Source organism: Draconibacterium sediminis, assembly GCF_000949475.1.
Classification (GTDB): Bacteria; Bacteroidota; Bacteroidia; order Bacteroidales; family Prolixibacteraceae; genus Draconibacterium; species Draconibacterium sediminis.
On the sequence record NZ_JRHC01000003.1, the window covers coordinates 49,739 to 64,981 of the forward strand.

At 40.4% G+C, this 15,243-nt stretch carries 18 protein-coding genes; 6 read left to right on the forward strand and 12 right to left on the reverse strand.

Annotation, left to right across the window (positions count from 1 at the left end; genetic code table 11):
* Positions 1-89: 89 nt before the first annotated feature.
* Positions 90-413, reverse strand: a complete 324-nt coding sequence (locus LH29_RS12690) for a hypothetical protein (protein ID WP_045030397.1) — start codon at positions 411-413, stop codon at positions 90-92.
* 312 nt (positions 414-725) lie between these two features.
* On the opposite strand from LH29_RS12690, the gene LH29_RS12695 reads away from it, so the two are divergent.
* The 6 genes from LH29_RS12695 to fabF all read left to right on the forward strand — a co-directional run bounded on the left by LH29_RS12695 (position 726) and on the right by fabF (position 6,327).
* On the forward strand, positions 726-1,658 hold the full coding sequence (locus tag LH29_RS12695; protein WP_045030398.1) for a magnesium transporter CorA family protein: 933 nt from the start codon (positions 726-728) through the stop codon (positions 1,656-1,658).
* 261 nt (positions 1,659-1,919) lie between these two features.
* Positions 1,920-2,252, forward strand: a complete 333-nt coding sequence (locus LH29_RS12700) for an ArsR/SmtB family transcription factor (protein ID WP_045030399.1) — start codon at positions 1,920-1,922, stop codon at positions 2,250-2,252.
* Positions 2,253-2,450: 198 nt separating this feature from the next.
* A complete protein-coding gene (locus LH29_RS12705; RefSeq protein ID WP_045030400.1) occupies positions 2,451-2,876 on the forward strand; it encodes an arsenate reductase ArsC in 426 nt (141 codons plus the stop codon).
* A gap of 34 nt (positions 2,877-2,910) precedes the next feature.
* Positions 2,911-3,942: an ACR3 family arsenite efflux transporter gene (arsB, locus tag LH29_RS12710; RefSeq protein ID WP_045030402.1), complete on the forward strand. Its 1,032-nt coding sequence runs from the start codon at positions 2,911-2,913 to the stop codon at positions 3,940-3,942.
* Between the two features lie 152 nt (positions 3,943-4,094).
* Entirely contained in the window at positions 4,095-4,925 is an 831-nt protein-coding gene (locus LH29_RS12715; RefSeq protein WP_045030404.1) for a nitroreductase family protein, read from the forward strand.
* Positions 4,926-5,076: 151 nt separating this feature from the next.
* A complete protein-coding gene (fabF, locus tag LH29_RS12720; protein WP_045030408.1) occupies positions 5,077-6,327 on the forward strand; it encodes a beta-ketoacyl-ACP synthase II in 1,251 nt (416 codons plus the stop codon).
* Between the two features lie 55 nt (positions 6,328-6,382).
* On the opposite strand, the gene LH29_RS12725 is transcribed toward fabF, so the two are convergent.
* The 11 genes from LH29_RS12725 to LH29_RS12780 all read right to left on the reverse strand — a co-directional run bounded on the left by LH29_RS12725 (position 6,383) and on the right by LH29_RS12780 (position 15,233).
* Complete coding sequence (locus LH29_RS12725) at positions 6,383-7,486, reverse strand: lipid II:glycine glycyltransferase FemX (RefSeq protein ID WP_045030410.1); 1,104 nt, start codon at positions 7,484-7,486, stop codon at positions 6,383-6,385.
* Between the two features lie 211 nt (positions 7,487-7,697).
* A complete protein-coding gene (locus tag LH29_RS12730; protein ID WP_045030413.1) occupies positions 7,698-8,300 on the reverse strand; it encodes a hypothetical protein in 603 nt (200 codons plus the stop codon).
* Between the two features lie 105 nt (positions 8,301-8,405).
* Positions 8,406-8,978, reverse strand: coding sequence for a hypothetical protein (locus LH29_RS12735; protein ID WP_045030415.1), 573 nt, complete (start codon positions 8,976-8,978; stop codon positions 8,406-8,408).
* Positions 8,979-9,068: 90 nt separating this feature from the next.
* Entirely contained in the window at positions 9,069-9,503 is a 435-nt protein-coding gene (locus LH29_RS12740; RefSeq protein WP_045030417.1) for a hypothetical protein, read from the reverse strand.
* A gap of 161 nt (positions 9,504-9,664) precedes the next feature.
* A complete protein-coding gene (locus LH29_RS12745; protein ID WP_045030419.1) occupies positions 9,665-10,264 on the reverse strand; it encodes a hypothetical protein in 600 nt (199 codons plus the stop codon).
* A gap of 171 nt (positions 10,265-10,435) precedes the next feature.
* Positions 10,436-10,891, reverse strand: coding sequence for a hypothetical protein (locus LH29_RS12750; RefSeq protein WP_157493687.1), 456 nt, complete (start codon positions 10,889-10,891; stop codon positions 10,436-10,438).
* Between the two features lie 538 nt (positions 10,892-11,429).
* Complete coding sequence (gene cobO, locus LH29_RS12760; RefSeq protein ID WP_045030424.1) at positions 11,430-11,945, reverse strand: cob(I)yrinic acid a,c-diamide adenosyltransferase; 516 nt, start codon at positions 11,943-11,945, stop codon at positions 11,430-11,432.
* Between the two features lie 331 nt (positions 11,946-12,276).
* Complete coding sequence (locus tag LH29_RS12765; protein ID WP_045030427.1) at positions 12,277-13,557, reverse strand: DUF3570 domain-containing protein; 1,281 nt, start codon at positions 13,555-13,557, stop codon at positions 12,277-12,279.
* A 13-nt stretch (positions 13,558-13,570) separates the two neighbouring features.
* On the reverse strand, positions 13,571-13,786 hold the full coding sequence (locus tag LH29_RS12770) for a DUF4266 domain-containing protein (RefSeq protein WP_082063686.1): 216 nt from the start codon (positions 13,784-13,786) through the stop codon (positions 13,571-13,573).
* Positions 13,787-13,788: 2 nt separating this feature from the next.
* Entirely contained in the window at positions 13,789-14,775 is a 987-nt protein-coding gene (locus LH29_RS12775; RefSeq protein WP_045030429.1) for an FAD:protein FMN transferase, read from the reverse strand.
* Complete coding sequence (locus tag LH29_RS12780) at positions 14,775-15,233, reverse strand: thioredoxin family protein (protein WP_045030431.1); 459 nt, start codon at positions 15,231-15,233, stop codon at positions 14,775-14,777. The genes LH29_RS12775 and LH29_RS12780 overlap by 1 nt, the downstream gene beginning before the upstream one ends.
* Positions 15,234-15,243: the final 10 nt, after the last annotated feature.

Here is a 15,243-nt window from a genome sequence, read left to right on the forward strand (position 1 = left end):
TTAGTGTGAATATTTGTTTTTCATGAACGGAATATGAGTATAAACCTGCCAAACTATTTAGGGTTGGCACAGTGATACTCGGTTTTGCATCACACTAAAGAAGGCGGTGGAAGGTCAATCAACCAGGCCGATAAAAGAAAGCAATATCCGGCCGGAAAAGAAGCATTAACATCTTTTCCCTTCTCAGAGAAATAAGCAAATAGCTCGTTCGATAATACTATTCCCGATCCCGGAGCAAAATATTCGGTATCCAAATCTTCCGAAATAAATTGATCGGGAGAGATGATAATCGTTTGATTGATCTGTTTTGCGCGGAAGCTTTCGCACGAAGTTGTCTGAGACGGAAGTACATCTTCTCTTACGGAATTGATTCCGAGCAGCAAAAAACATACTATGTAAAAAATCCATCTCATACGGTTTCTTTTGTTTCCGGGATTAAAATTAGTGCTTTAAATATATTGTAGAACAGAATTAAAGTTAATTAGAGTTAACATTTCTTATTGAGTTGTTAATGATTCCGTTTGGGGTAGGCATTAAGAGTTCATTAACATATTTTTTAGAACAATAGCCGGGTTTTGGCCGTTTAAAATTACCTTTGCAAGCGAATTCAAAAAAAACAAAAATTAATATGGACGAAGGCCCGTATCATAGAGAATTAAAAAATAACTCTTACCACTAGGAGCCACATAGCCTCCTGCTGGTAGAAAAACAGAGGAGGTAATACCATGTTGAAAATTTTCAAATCATTTGGCGGTTATATTGAAATTGATAAGCCGGAAAAAGGCTGCTGGATTAATGTAACAAAACCTACCGCCAACGAAATAGAATTACTTACTAAAGACTTTAATGTACCGCAGGATGTTGTACGCGATATTCTCGATGCCGACGAACGCTCGAGGATTGAGCACGACGATGACTGGTCGCTGATCATTATTCGTATTCCGGTGCCCGACAAGAATAACGGCGTGCCGTATATTACGGTTCCGCTTGGCATTTTTATGACCGAAAGTTTTACCATAACACTTTGCCAGGTGGAAAACGAGGTGCTGCCCTACGATAGTCCGTCGCTGTACCGCGATAGTAAACGACAGGTTAAAGACGTGCTGAACTTTGCATTGAAACTGTTTCTGCGCACCGCCAATACTTACCTGAGTTACCTAAAATACATTAACCAGCAAACGGCTATTATCGAGCAGGATCTGGAAAAATCGATCAGAAACAAGGAATTGAACCGACTGCTTAAAATGGAAAAGTGCCTGGTGTTTTTTATTACCTCGATAAAAGCCAATGAATTGGTTTTGGCCAAACTGAAAAATGGAAACCGGAAATCGATTAGCGAAATCAACGAAGATCTGCTTGAAGATGCCATAATCGAAAACAAACAGGCGCTCGACATGGCACAGATCTACTCCGATATTCAAAGTGGAATGATGGATGCTTTTGCTTCGGTAATTTCGAATAACCTGAATGTGGTGATGAAACAGTTGGCTTCCATCTCCATTATTTTAATGATTCCAACACTTGTGGCCAGTTTTTATGGCATGAATATTCCGAATAACCTGGAAACCAGTCGATGGGCATTTTTTCTTATCCTCGGTATTTCAATAATTCTGGCGCTAATCGGTATTCTTATTTTCCGAAAACGCGAATGGTTTTAAAACCAATATGCCTTTAGTAAATAATTCTACTTTAACAGATTATCATTTCAATACAATTTTTTGGACTTTTACCCCGACCCTAAAGGGTGAAACCCAAAAAATCAATCTGGTTCCCTTTAGGGTTTAGGGTAAAACAGATTGAATTTTTCAATGAATCTGTTAAAGTAGAAATGATCAGTTTACCTTAATTTAACGATTTGTTTAGATGTATATATACGTCGGAAATCAATTTGACGTATATTTGCGTCCAAATAAAAAACAATGGTACAATCAAAAACAGATTTATTCGATGAGGAGCTAAAAACGCAGGCCGCCTGGTTTAAGGTGTTGGCGCATCCGGCTCGTTTAAAAATTTTGCAATACCTGTCGGAAGCGAACAGTTGTATTACCGGCGATCTTTCGGAAGAATTACCATTGGGAAGAACCACCGTAAATCAGCACATTAAAGAGTTAAAGGAAGCAGGTTTAATTCAGGGGCACATTGAAGGTGTTCGAACAAAATATTGTCTGAATCCGGAGAAAATTACTGAGGTAAAATCCATAATCGAACAATTTTTAAGTGGCCTGAATGTGGGCGATTATGAATGTAAATAAGAGTGATATGTATAGCTTTATTTTACGAAAAATGAATAAACATCCTAAATCTCAATTCGTTTACCCTTATCCGCCAGCTGGCGGAAGCGAATTGATTGTCACTGCTCCCTTTAGGGAAGGGCTATTCAGTGATAATCAATTTGCAGAATAGGAATTAGTTGAAATTCAATCATAGCAATAAAATAAATAATTTATAAAATGAAAGTATTAATTCTTTGTACAGGTAACAGTTGCCGCAGCCAAATGGCACACGGTTTTTTACAATCGTTTGACGAACGTATTCAGGTAGAATCAGGTGGTACCGAAGCATCGGGTAAACTCAACCAAAAAGCCGTTAAAGCAATGGCCGAAATTGGTATCGATATCAGTGGGCATTCTTCTGATTCGGTTCAGAAATTTTTGAACGACCAATGGGATTACGTAATTACCGTTTGTGGTGGTGCCAACGAAAATTGCCCCGCTTTTTTCGGTGAAGTGAAACACCGCCTGCACATTGGTTTCGACGATCCGTCGCACGCTACCGGCACCGATGAGTTTATCTGGAGCGAGTTTATCAGGGTACGCAACGAAATTAAAGAACGTTTTTACAAACTATACGAGGAAGAGATTAAACCTCAACTATAGGTTGACTTTTAAATAACGGTTATTGGAACAAAAAATGGGCAACAACAAAAAGCAAATCGGTTTTTTTGAAAAATATCTGAGTCTGTGGGTGGCAATTTGTATTGCTGTGGGAATTGGCATCGGGCACTTTGCCGGAGACAGCATCCAGGTATTGAGCAACATGGAGATTTACAAGGTGAACATTCCGGTTGCTATTTTAATCTGGATGATGATTTATCCCATGATGCTTCAGGTTGATTTTTCGAGCATAAAAAACGTTGGGAAGCGCCCCAAAGGTTTAATTCTCACCCTAGTTGTAAACTGGCTAATTAAACCTTTTACCATGGCATTTTTTGCCTGGATCTTTTTCTCAAAACTTTATTCGGCTTTTATTTCGCCTGAGCAGGCCGGAGAGTACATTGCCGGAGCAATTCTGTTGGGAGCCGCACCGTGTACAGCAATGGTATTTGTGTGGAGCTATTTAACCAACGGAGACCCGAACTACACGCTGGTGCAGGTTTCGGTTAACGACCTGATTATTTTGGTGGCTTTTATCCCGATTGTGGGATTCCTTTTGGGAATAACAAATATCACCATTCCTTACGACACGCTGGTTGCCAGTATCGTTGTTTTTGTGGTAGTACCGCTTTTGGCGGGTTACATAACCCACAAACTGCTGGTGAAACAAAAAGGCGAAGATTGGTTTAAAAACGTTTTCCTTCCGAAGTTTAAACCGGTGTCGATAATTGCCTTATTGCTTACGCTGGTTTTGTTGTTCGCATTCCAAGGGGATATTATCGTTAAAAATCCACTGATTATTGTGCTGGTTGCCATTCCGCTGGTTATTCAAACCTACTTTATCTTTTTTATTGCCTGGTTTGGCGGCCGGAAATTAAAATTGCCACACGCCGTTTGTTCTCCGGCAGCGATGATCGGCGCCAGCAACTTTTTCGAGCTGGCAGTGGCCGTAGCAATTGCGTTGTTCGGCTTACAATCGCCGGCAGCAATGGTTACTGTGGTAGGTGTTTTGGTCGAAGTGCCGGTAATGTTATCGCTGGTGCGACTGGCCAATAAATGGAAATACTAATTCCTCTAAAATCGTTTTAAGATGAAGAACAGGTAACAGGTAGCTACAGCGCTAAATGTTACCTGTTTTTTGTTTTAGGCCTTTCGCGAAAACGTATAAAGTGTGTTCTCAGGGCAACTGCTATCTTTGTACCACCAAAAAGAAAAACCAAAATGATCGATTTTAAAATAGATAGGCAGAAATGCACCCAATGCGGTTTGTGTGCCGCCGATTGCCCAACACTGGTCATCAACCCAAAAAGCGAATACCCGGAAATTAAAGAAGGTAAAGAAGCACAGTGTATAAAATGTCAGCACTGTTTGGCTATCTGTCCAACGGCAGCGCTTTCAATCTGGGGGAAGAAGCCGGAAGACAGCATTTCGGTTAAAAAGAATGTTGTAGAACCGGATAAACTGGCGCAGTTAATCAAAACTCGTCGTTCAATTCGCAAGTTTAAAACTGAAGCGATAGCGCCGGAACTCATTCACGAATTGCTGGCAACGGCAGCTTATGCTCCAACAGGGCATAATAAAAATGAAGTGTTGTTTTCGGTAACCGAAACAAAAAGTGAGTTAAGCAAATTGCGCAATGCAGTTTATAACGCAATTAAAGAAGCCAATGCCGCAGGAAAAATTCCTGAACGAATGGCGTTTTTAAACGATCTGCAGCGCTTGTGGGAAAGCAAACAAATCGACGTTCTTTTTCGCGATGCACCACATGTGCTAATTACTTCGGCTCCCAAAAATGTTGCGTCGCCCGATGCTGATTGTCATATTGCACTTAGCTATTTCGAGTTGCTTGCCAACAGCTATGAAATAGGAACTTTATGGAATGGTTTTATAAAAATGGTAATGAAAGTTCTTGCTCCGGAATTGGGAAGCCAGATTGGTATTCCGGAAGACCATGAACTGGGCTATGTGTTGCTTTTCGGAAAACCGGCCGTAAAATATGCCCGCTCTGTTCAAAGCGAAGGACTGCATTTGAACCGCATTAAACTGGATTAAAACCAGAAATTGCCGGAGGTATAAAGTTCATCTTTTAAATAAGTGCTTATATTTGCTTGAGAATCATAACAGCTGATAGTGTTGTTGTGAATAAATCGAAAACTAAATCATAACCAGCTTGGCATATCCCGAACAGGGGTGCCGTTTTATTATGGAAAAACGACGAGTTGTAATCACCGGGCTTGGAGCACTTACGCCTATCGGAAATAATATAAACGAATTTTGGGAGAATGCGGTGGCCGGAACCAGCGGTGCAGTGCCTATTTCCAAATTCGATACATCCAATTTTAAAACCAAATTTGCCTGCGAAATTAAAGGCTTCAATGTAAACGAGAACCTCGAACGATCGGATATAAAATGTACCGACCTGTTTTCGCAATATGCATTGGTAACTACCGGCGAAGCTTTGCTGGATAGTGGTTTGGATCTGGCAAGCATCGATCCGTACGACATTGGCGTGATTTGGGGATCGGGCCAGGGCGGCATGGATTATTACGAAAAAGAAGTAAAAGTTTATGCCAAAACCGGCGTGCCTCGTTTTAGCCCGATGTTGGGGCCCAAAATGCTTATAAATATGGGAGCAGGAATGATCTCATTAAAGTATGGTTTGAAAGGAATGAGCTACACCACATCGTCGGCTTGTGCCACTTCGAATACGGCCATTATGGATGCCTACACCTACATTAAACTCGGAAAGGCAAAAGTTTTTGTTACCGGTGGATCGGAAGCCGGAATTATCGAAATGGGAATCGGTGGTTTTAACGCCATGCGTGCCCTGTCTGTAAACAACGAGCACCCGGAACAGGCATCACGGCCTTTTGATGTAAACCGCGATGGTTTTGTGATGGGAGAGGGCGCCGGAACATTGATTCTGGAAGACTACGAACATGCCAAAAAACGTGGCGCTAAAATATATGCCGAAATTGTAGGCGCTGCCATGACATCGGATGCCTACCATGTGGCAGCATCGCACCCCGATGGCGAAGGCGCATCAAAAGCCATGGAGTTTGCCTTAAAAGAAGCCGGAGTAAAACCCGAAGAGGTGGATTACCTGAATGCCCATGCTACTTCAACACCCATTGGCGATATCAGCGAAATAAATGCCGTACGACGCTTGTTTGGCGAAAATCCGCAGAACCTAAAAATCGGTTCATCAAAATCGATGACGGGGCATTTGCTGGGGGCTGCCGGAGCAGTGGAATCTATCCTATGCATTAAAGCTATCGAAAAGGGGATAATCACTCCTACAATAAACACCACAGAGATTGATCCGGTAATTCCGAAAACGATAAATATAATTACCGGAGAAAGTGTACAAGCCAACGTTGACATTGCTATTACCAACAGCTTTGGTTTTGGTGGGCACAACGCTACTTTGGTTTTTAAGAAGTGGGTGGAGTAGGTTGCACGCAGATTTCGCAGATAAATAAAAAATAATCGGCGTTATCAGCGAGAAACTATTTCTGCGCCTCCTGTAAACGAAAAATATCATACTGTTTCTGGTCGTATGGATAATCCCAGCATCCCATTCGGTGGTAGAGATCGCCGCCAAAGCCTTTTTTGTAAATATGCACGCCGTGCAAAGGGTGACTGCTGTCTAAGTTAGGTGCCGAGCCAAACATATCGTATTCGGTGCATCCCCATTCTTTCGAGATTCGTATCGACTCCCACTGTAGCGCATAACTGGCCATTAAATTGTCTTTATCCGACGAAGAGGCGCCATACAGATAGGTTCCGCGTTTTCGCGATAGAACCAAAAACATCGACGACAGAAAACGCCCGTCAATATCGGCCATAAGCATTTTTACGGTTACGCCGTTTTTGCTGTTGTCCTGGTTTCTCAGAATAGACGAAAAGTAGTCCTGGCTTTGCAAAGCCATATTATGACGCATGGCTGTATCGAAGTATAATTTATACCATTCGCCAATTTGCTCCAGCCCGTATTCGCGCACCCGTATTCCTTTTTTGGTGGCTTTGCGTACGTTGTAGCGGGTATTGTAGCGCATGTTGTACATCAATTCCTGCTCGTTTAAGGTAAGGTCGAGAAAGAAGGTATTTTTTGGCAGGTTATCCTCGATACTCTTTTTTACATTCCCGGTGACGGTATTAAAATTTACGCGGTATTCCTGCGTATGGGCGGGTGGCGGCCCAATCCAGTTCCCCTGCTCATCAAAATAATCATCTTCGGCGGCCCACTGGTTTTCCCAGGTCAGATCGTAACGAATAAAAATACAGTTGGCAGGCAGGTGCGGTCGTATCGATTCGGATAACTGCTCTAAAAGCAGCCCCTGGTTTTCGAAAGTGGGCTCCATTTTCGGGCCGTACGGAACATAGGCAAAACAAGCGTTAGGATTTACATACTTGATCAGTACCAGTAAATCTTCCCCTTTTTTCTCGAGCGAATTGGCGCTTGTAACCAGTAAATCGCGCGAAATGGTAAGTTCAAAACCTTTCGGAATAAAACCCTGGTTGCGTTTTATACGGCCCCAAAAAGTGGTTTGCGGTAATACGTTTGTGGTCTGTAGTTCTTCGATGTCTTTTTTCGCCAGTTCGCAAATCATACTTCGCTAATTATAATTTCTGTTTGGGGCGCGAAACTATACAAATCATTAGCGAATGAAAATTGTGGAGGGGTGATTTTAAAGAAGTTAAACTTGAGATAACATGCGGGTTAGGGGAATAAGTGCTCGATAATTTCAAAATTAATCTTATTGTTTTTTAGTTTTTACGCTATCCTTTTCGTTTTGTATGTGCATTGTTGATGGTTCTTGTTTATATGCAGGCATTCTCCATCTTAGTTAAAACCGATTGCTCTAATACTACTATATTTCCCTCAATATCAATTTTAATCAGGAATTTATCGATCTGAAGAGGGGTACAGGCACTTGTTAACTTACAAGCATAGATTAAAAATCCATCACCATCTTCTTTTATTCCAAATTCGATATCGTTATATTCAAAATAATATCCATTTAAATGAGCTATAAAAAGCGCATCTCCTTTACAATCAACCTCCCCTAAGAATTCAATAATCTCCGAATAAGATGTAAGAAAGTAAGATTCTTCCCCGTTCTTAATGAATATGTTATTGTATGCGCACAAATCACCTTGAGAATAGTATACTCCCTCATTTGTCGGTGCAAATACTGAATCAGTGTAAGGTTTTGTCCCTTCCGAATATACTATATCATAGCTGTTATTATCAAAACAGACATTATTTCGAATTTCATAATAGTCATAATCTGCATGTACCTGGAGAGAGTCATAAATACTTTCCTCAAAAATCGGGACAAATCCTTCATAACTAATATCTCGATCTTTCTCGCAGGCAATAAGAAATGTTAGAGTTGCTATAAAAATCAATATATTTCTCATAGTTTATCTTTTCTTTATGATGTTAATTTAATACAATAGGTTGCGTTTGCATAACCGCCAATGTATATGAATGTAACCGTGTGCTATTTTTCTTATTCCAATTTGTCAGACTCTGTATTTTTCTAATGTATAATTTAGTAATGCTTTTACATTCCGGGGGCCTAAGAAATTGAAATACTCAATTTCGAATAGCTCGTTCTTATAGCTAATTCTTCTAATCTCTGATAAACTGCTCAAAAATTCCCAAAAACCTGAATTAAATAGCATTCTTTCATTCACTCTTGATTTTGAAATTATTGAGTAACTGTTATCAAAATAGAATGGTGCACAGTGATTATTTAGTTTCAAAAACATTTCAAGTAATGTGCTATGCTTTCTTATTCTCCAGTATTGTTCTTTTAGCTTAAGCGGTTCAATTTTTATAATTGTATTCTTTGTTATTACATAGTTATAATGCGGACCAGCTTTGTTGTTTGAATGTTGGCGTATCGCCTTTATTGTTACCTGTTTCTCCTGAAAACAAAAGACAGTTGTGAATTCTAAAATGGATCCATTGACAATACCATCGATTTTCGCTGAATATTGCGTAGCAAATTCTTCCCACGATTTTGCAAGTCTTTCATTATGCTTGTAAAATCTACTATAATGGTCTTTTTCTGTAATTGCTCTTTCTATCATTTCTGTTTGGTTATTGAGATGGCAGTTAACACGTACTTGAATGTGGCGGATGATAGCCAACCGGATTATACATCCTAATTTTACATTTTCTTATCTTTTACTAATACTTGTTTTCTCCTTTAGAATTGCTATTAAACTTGATAATTCTCTTGTGGTAAACCATATAAGTTTCCGAATATTTTTTCCATTTTTTCTTTTCAGTTCAACCAAATAGAATCTTGACACTACACGGTTTATTTTATAATCATCGATATTATGGAATGCGATTCCATATACATTGTTAAAGGTTGGGTGCGCTGCCCACTCATAAAAAACTATCATGTCATAATCAATGCGAAGCTTTAAAATTTTGGTAGGTGAAAGAAGAAGAATCACAACTGTAATCAAAAGTAATATTGATAAATTATTCTTGATCAAATTCGAATAAAATAAAATGAATAAAGTTCCTATGACCACGATTGTCCAATAAAAAATAGTGAGAATATTGCGTAACCGGTTTTTATATTTAATTTGAGGTTCTTCCATTCTTCTGTAATACTTAATCTCTTTTTAGCTTGTGACTAACGGTCACTTGCAAGTTGTCGTTGTGGATTCTCGGGACGCAGTTGGCGTACCACCGAATCCCGCCCTGCAATATGTACTGTGTTAACAGCTGGTTTTTAATATTTTTATATCTCTGTACCGACTCAACGAATCCAGATTTTATTTGCTTCCTCAATATTTTCTTTGGTTTTAGTAACAAGTCGAATCACGTTTATATTTAGTTTTTCTTTCTCATTTTTAATTACTTGAGTCTCAATTTTAAGTATATAGTTTTCATCTATGAGGAACTCATTGTATTCACTTTTTACTACATCGTTGTCAATTATGAAAATTGTAGGTTTGTGACTTGGTTTTAAATATTTTGATTTTAAATCAGTCAATGAAACTATTTTAGGTTCATATTCTCCTTTCATTTTTATATGAATCTGACCGTAAAAAGTCTTGTCCTCAACAGTAATTGCCTCTTTTATAACAGTCATGCTGTCAATAAATTGAAGATTTAATGTTTTTAGTATTGATTCGTTAAAGTGTTTGCCGTCAATAAAATATGCTGGCTGCCTGTCAGGCTTGTCCGTGTCTAAATTGACTACTTTAAGAGGAGAGTTGATGTCTACTTTCTCACGAGTAGCGGGTTTAATTTTACTGTTAATCGACACTTTAGCATTTTTGCTCTTTAGTTCTTTTTCTTGTCCATTTACAGATAAAGTCAAGATACAGATAGTAAAAGTTAAAATTAGTCTCATTGTCAGTTTATTGTTTGGTTTTCAAACTTGCCATAACGGTAAATTGTATGAGTAGTGGCAGATTGCATGGCACTTTCATGTCAAACCGCTACGCAGTTTGAGCGGGCTACAAACCTTGATATTCGCTACTTTGCCTGCCATTACTTATACAAAATGTTAGCATGTCGTTTTTTAGTTTAAATTCCAAGTTTCATTATCTTTTTCCAGTCCAATCGTTACCGTTTTGCGTTTATTACCCAAGTCCAGATAATAAATCAAATCTATTTTATCTTTATTTTCATTTACAGAAAATGACACACTGTCAATACGAAAGGCTTCAATTTTATCAAAGTCAATCTTTTTCTCAAAATCTGATTTATTTATTTCTATTTCAATATCCTTGTCCATCCCCCAGAATACAACTTTGTTCTTTAGATGAAAATTTTTATTGCGTTGAAAAGTGATAGTTGTGTCACACTTAACATGGTTTTTAAAAAGATATTCGACACCATTTATTTTTTTGAAGTCTGCAAATAATGCTACATCCTCCCCGTACGTCACTTTTGTTGTTGTTTGTGTTGGCGAAAAATTACATGAAGCAATAATTAGACAGATAAGTGAAATTAGGAATAGGTTTTTTGTGTTCATTTGTGTTGATATTTTTTATGTTGATTTTTTTTAGATATCCAGCATTTTATCTTTTTTTTGACGCTATGTAATTTGCAATTTTTTCAAATTGCACGCTAACGTACGTGCATATTGCATTGCAACATATATCTTATTAGTTTGCACTGCTGTAATTCTTTAATAATGTTCGTATTATCGTCGAAATGCGGGCCGATTTTGGTTTGTCTATTTGCAAGAGTCGGGTTCAATGTATTCGGTAATTTTGGTTTTTTATTGCATTAAATATAATGTTTTTTATTTGGGTTTGAAAACACCTTGCTCTAATTCCAGAGGTAGTGAAGAGGCGGTAACCGAATAACAATATTGAATTCCGGTGAGTGCATTCGCCGATGGCTTTGGCTCGGGGTAAGCGAACAGAACAATAAAAAAGTACTTAACGGAATCGGATTCCTCGTCAGCTCTGCTGCGAGGAGTTTCAATTTTCAACAAGCAGACGTTAGGGTGCTGCCAGTTGTTGACAAAAGAGGCGAGGGGGAGAGCAATAAAACAAAACAGGTAGTTAAAACTCAATACCCTTGCGCGCCGGCACATCTTTTTTGTAGTAATGTTTTACTTCTTTCATTTCGGTAACCAGGTCGGCCAGTTCAATTATTTCGTCGGGGGCATAACGGCCTGTAAGCACCAGTTCCAGGTTGGCGGGTTTGGTGGTAATCAACTGCCTTACCGCTTCAACAGAAATGAGTTTGTAGTGCAGCGCAATAAAAATTTCATCCAGAATAATTAAATCGTAACGTTCCGATTTTACCATCTCGTTAATCTCATACAAACCTTGTAGTGCCGTTTCAATATCGGAATCGTTGGGCTTCTTTTTAATAAAATATCCGTTGCCGTATTGTTTTACTTCGGTTTGCGGCAGGTAGTTTTGTACTGCCTTTATTTCGGAGTAGGTTTTTCCTTTTATAAACTGGGCGATAAACACTTTTTTATCTGCTCCTGAGGCCCGCAAAGCCAGTCCAAAAGCTGCTGTTGTTTTTCCTTTGCCGTTTCCGGTGTATATGTGTACGTAGCCTTTCATGCTGAAATTTGGTTTTTGCAAAAGTAGTTTCTTTCGTAAGCTTTTAAAAATAATTGTGGTTGCTGTGCATAAATTAGAGTTGCTAAATGGGGAAAAGAACAGAATTAGCTTTACCCTTTTGTCTGTCAACATTTTCTCTTAAAAAAGAAAAAAGCCATGATGTAAAGTTTGAATGTAGCTTGTAACCGGCTCCCCTTTTGAGGGGAGCTTCCGTCGATTGACGGATGAGGGTAAAGCTTTAAACAGCTAACTTTCTATTTCAAAAAAAAGCCCGGGGCCGTACGTTAAAATGCATACAGCTCCGGGCTCGAATAGTGCAGTTGCCAATTTTTTAATCAACCACGAACTTCACTCCAAACGAAAACATCGATGCGGTGAATGCCGAGTCGCGGTCGTATTTGTGGTATTTTAAATCGATACTTTTTAAGCCCAATTTCCAGATGTGCCCTTTCGTAAACACATCGGTGTAGCTTATACCAAAGCCGTAGTTGTTGGCCGAAAATTCCGACAGGTCGTAGTCCGAGGTGTAAAATTCTTCGGTAGATAAATGCTCGTTGTACGGCGCAAAATAGTCGGCTGCCGTTTGGTTGTAAAACCGGTACGACGGGTATAGCGTAAACTTATCGGTAATTTTTACCGGGATTTCAATGCTTGCCGTGTGCGAAGTAATTCCCCAGTCGTCGGTGTAATACCGGTAAAAGGTTCGCAAGGTTACCCGGTGGTTTACAAAATAGTTGAGGCGGGCCCCCAGCGCAATTTTAAAGCGCGAGTCGGGCAGCTGCTCAATATCGTCGGCCAAATGGAAATTCTCGAAAAAGTAATCTTCCTTATCGGCAAAATAAATGCGGTGAAACGGTGTCGACAGCAACCCATCCTGCAATATAAAATCGGCCGAAACATAACCTGTCATCCGGCTCGACAGGATTTGCGAAAGACCGATACCCGCCGAGTAAGAGTTCCGTGCTTTGCTGCTATGTTCGTTAAACGACGGGTCGTAGCCGGGAACTACCTGTTGGAATGAACTTCCCTCATCCGGCCTTAGTTCGATAGGGTAGATGAGGCTCCAGGTATCGAGGTACACGTTGCCATTCAGCGATAACTCGGTGTTCTTTTCGTTGAACAACCAGGTGCGTCCTCCGCCGAATCCAATCGAAATATAATCGAATTCGGCAGAACCCGATAGGTTGGCATTCCACAGCCGGTTTCTGTCGTCGGAGCTGTGGCTGTAACTTCCAACCACATTTCCCCATACATCCGATTTTGATGCGCCGCTACTGGCCACAAAAGGGTCGGCCGGCTGTTTGCCATCGAAAGGGTTTACGTTACTTGATGATGCCGAAGTGTAGGCCGAAATGTTCGCGTTTATAGTCAGCACGTCGTCGTCGTTCAACGGAACAGCCACGATTATAGTTGGCGAAAAATCGGTAAGTTCCTCGGTTCCCCGGCCACCTGTGACAGCGGCATTTTCTCCATCCTGCTCGTAATAGTTCAGCAGAATATCTATCTCTGTATGTTCCAGTACGCGTTTTTTGTATTCGCCCGCAGCATTGTCGTCCTGGGCGCTAACAGCAAGCACTGAAGCAATCAATAATAAACTCAATAAATACTTCATGTTTTAACTGGATTTAATTGCAGCCGCATCCGCCACCGGTTTTACCTCCGTTTGCTCCCGAAGCAGCCTCTCTGTACGATTGAAAAGTAGTTTGAAATTTGTCGATCTTGCGGTCGGCCAAGGCCATATCCGGATCGTTTATATTTACCTTTTCGTACTCTTTAAGTACTGTGCACGAACTGAAAAGCATGATGCCCAGTCCGGCCATTAAAACAAATTTTTTCTTCATCCTCATTTTGTTTCGATTTTAATATTTTCTGATTGATGAATATTTCCTTTATCGTCAACGATTATACATTCTATTTGAGGCAACTGGTTAATGCGGTCGAGACCCACATCAATTCCCATTACAAAAACTGATGTTGCCAGTGCATCAGCCAGTTCGGCCTTAGGCGCAAATACAGTAGCACTGATAATGCCATGTGCCGGATAACCGGTTCGCGGATCGATGATGTGTGTGTAGCGTATTCCGTTGAATTGTACATATTTTTCGTAGTCGCCCGAAGTTACCACCGCACCATTTTTAATGGGTAGCAGTGCAAAGGCCTTGTCTTTGTTCATGGGGTTGGTAATGGCCACTCTCCAGTACGAGCCATCGGGTTGTTTGCCCCAGGTATTCATATCGCCCGATGCGTTAATGATACCCGCACTCACACCTTTGCTCATCAGCAATGCTTTGGCTTTGTCGGCAGCATAACCTTTGCCAATGGCACCAAAACCGATCTTCATTCCCTCTTTTTGAAGGAAAACGGTTGAAGCTGCTTTGTCCAGCACAATGTTCTGGTACCCGACTTTTGCCACCGAGGCCGCAATGGTTGCCTCCGAAGGCATTTCGGTCATACTTCCATCGAAATGCCAGATTCGGTCCATCGAGGCATAACTGATATCGAAAGCCCCGTCGGTGAGCTCCGAAATACGAATGGCCCGTTCGATCAAGGCAAAAAGTTCGGGCGATACCTTTACAGCTTGTATGCCTGCATTTTTATTTATCGCCGAAGTTTCGGAATTGGCATCCCATGATGAGATCAGCTTCTCGATGCGCTGAATTTCCGCAACCGCCAGATCAATATAGCCGTTTCCTTCCTGCTCGCTGTTGGCAACAACGGTAATGTCGAAGCGGCTTCCCATAAGTTTTAGCGTTCGTTTGTAAGGTTGCTGGCAAAAAACCGGCAGCCCCAGTATTACTAAAACCAATAGTATTGCTATGTGGCGAACCATTAGTTCACAAAGGTTTCAAGATGTTTGATGTATTCGACGGGCGAGAGTTTTTTGTAGCCCGTTTCGCCCAGTACTTTACCGGTTTTGTCCAACACTACCACCAGCGGAAAAAAACCTTTTTGGTTGTACTTTTCGGCCAGTTCTTTGTTGGCTTTCACCTGCCCGCTGTCGGGCTGATTCTTTTTTTGGCGCGGGAAATCGGCTTTGTAAAGCACAAAATGCTCGGCCGAATAGTTTTTAAATTCATCTGAACTCCAGATCTCGTTCTCCAGTTTCATACAAGGGGCACACCAATCCGATCCGGAAAATACCAGGATGACGGGTTTGTCTTCTGTTTTTGCAGTTTGTAATGATTGCTGAAAATCGCTTTGCCAGTTTTGACCAAACGAGATACCCGAAAGAATAAGGGTAAGTAGAAAAGTCAATGAGGCACTTTTTAAAATTAGTTGTTTGCTCATTGTTTTATTC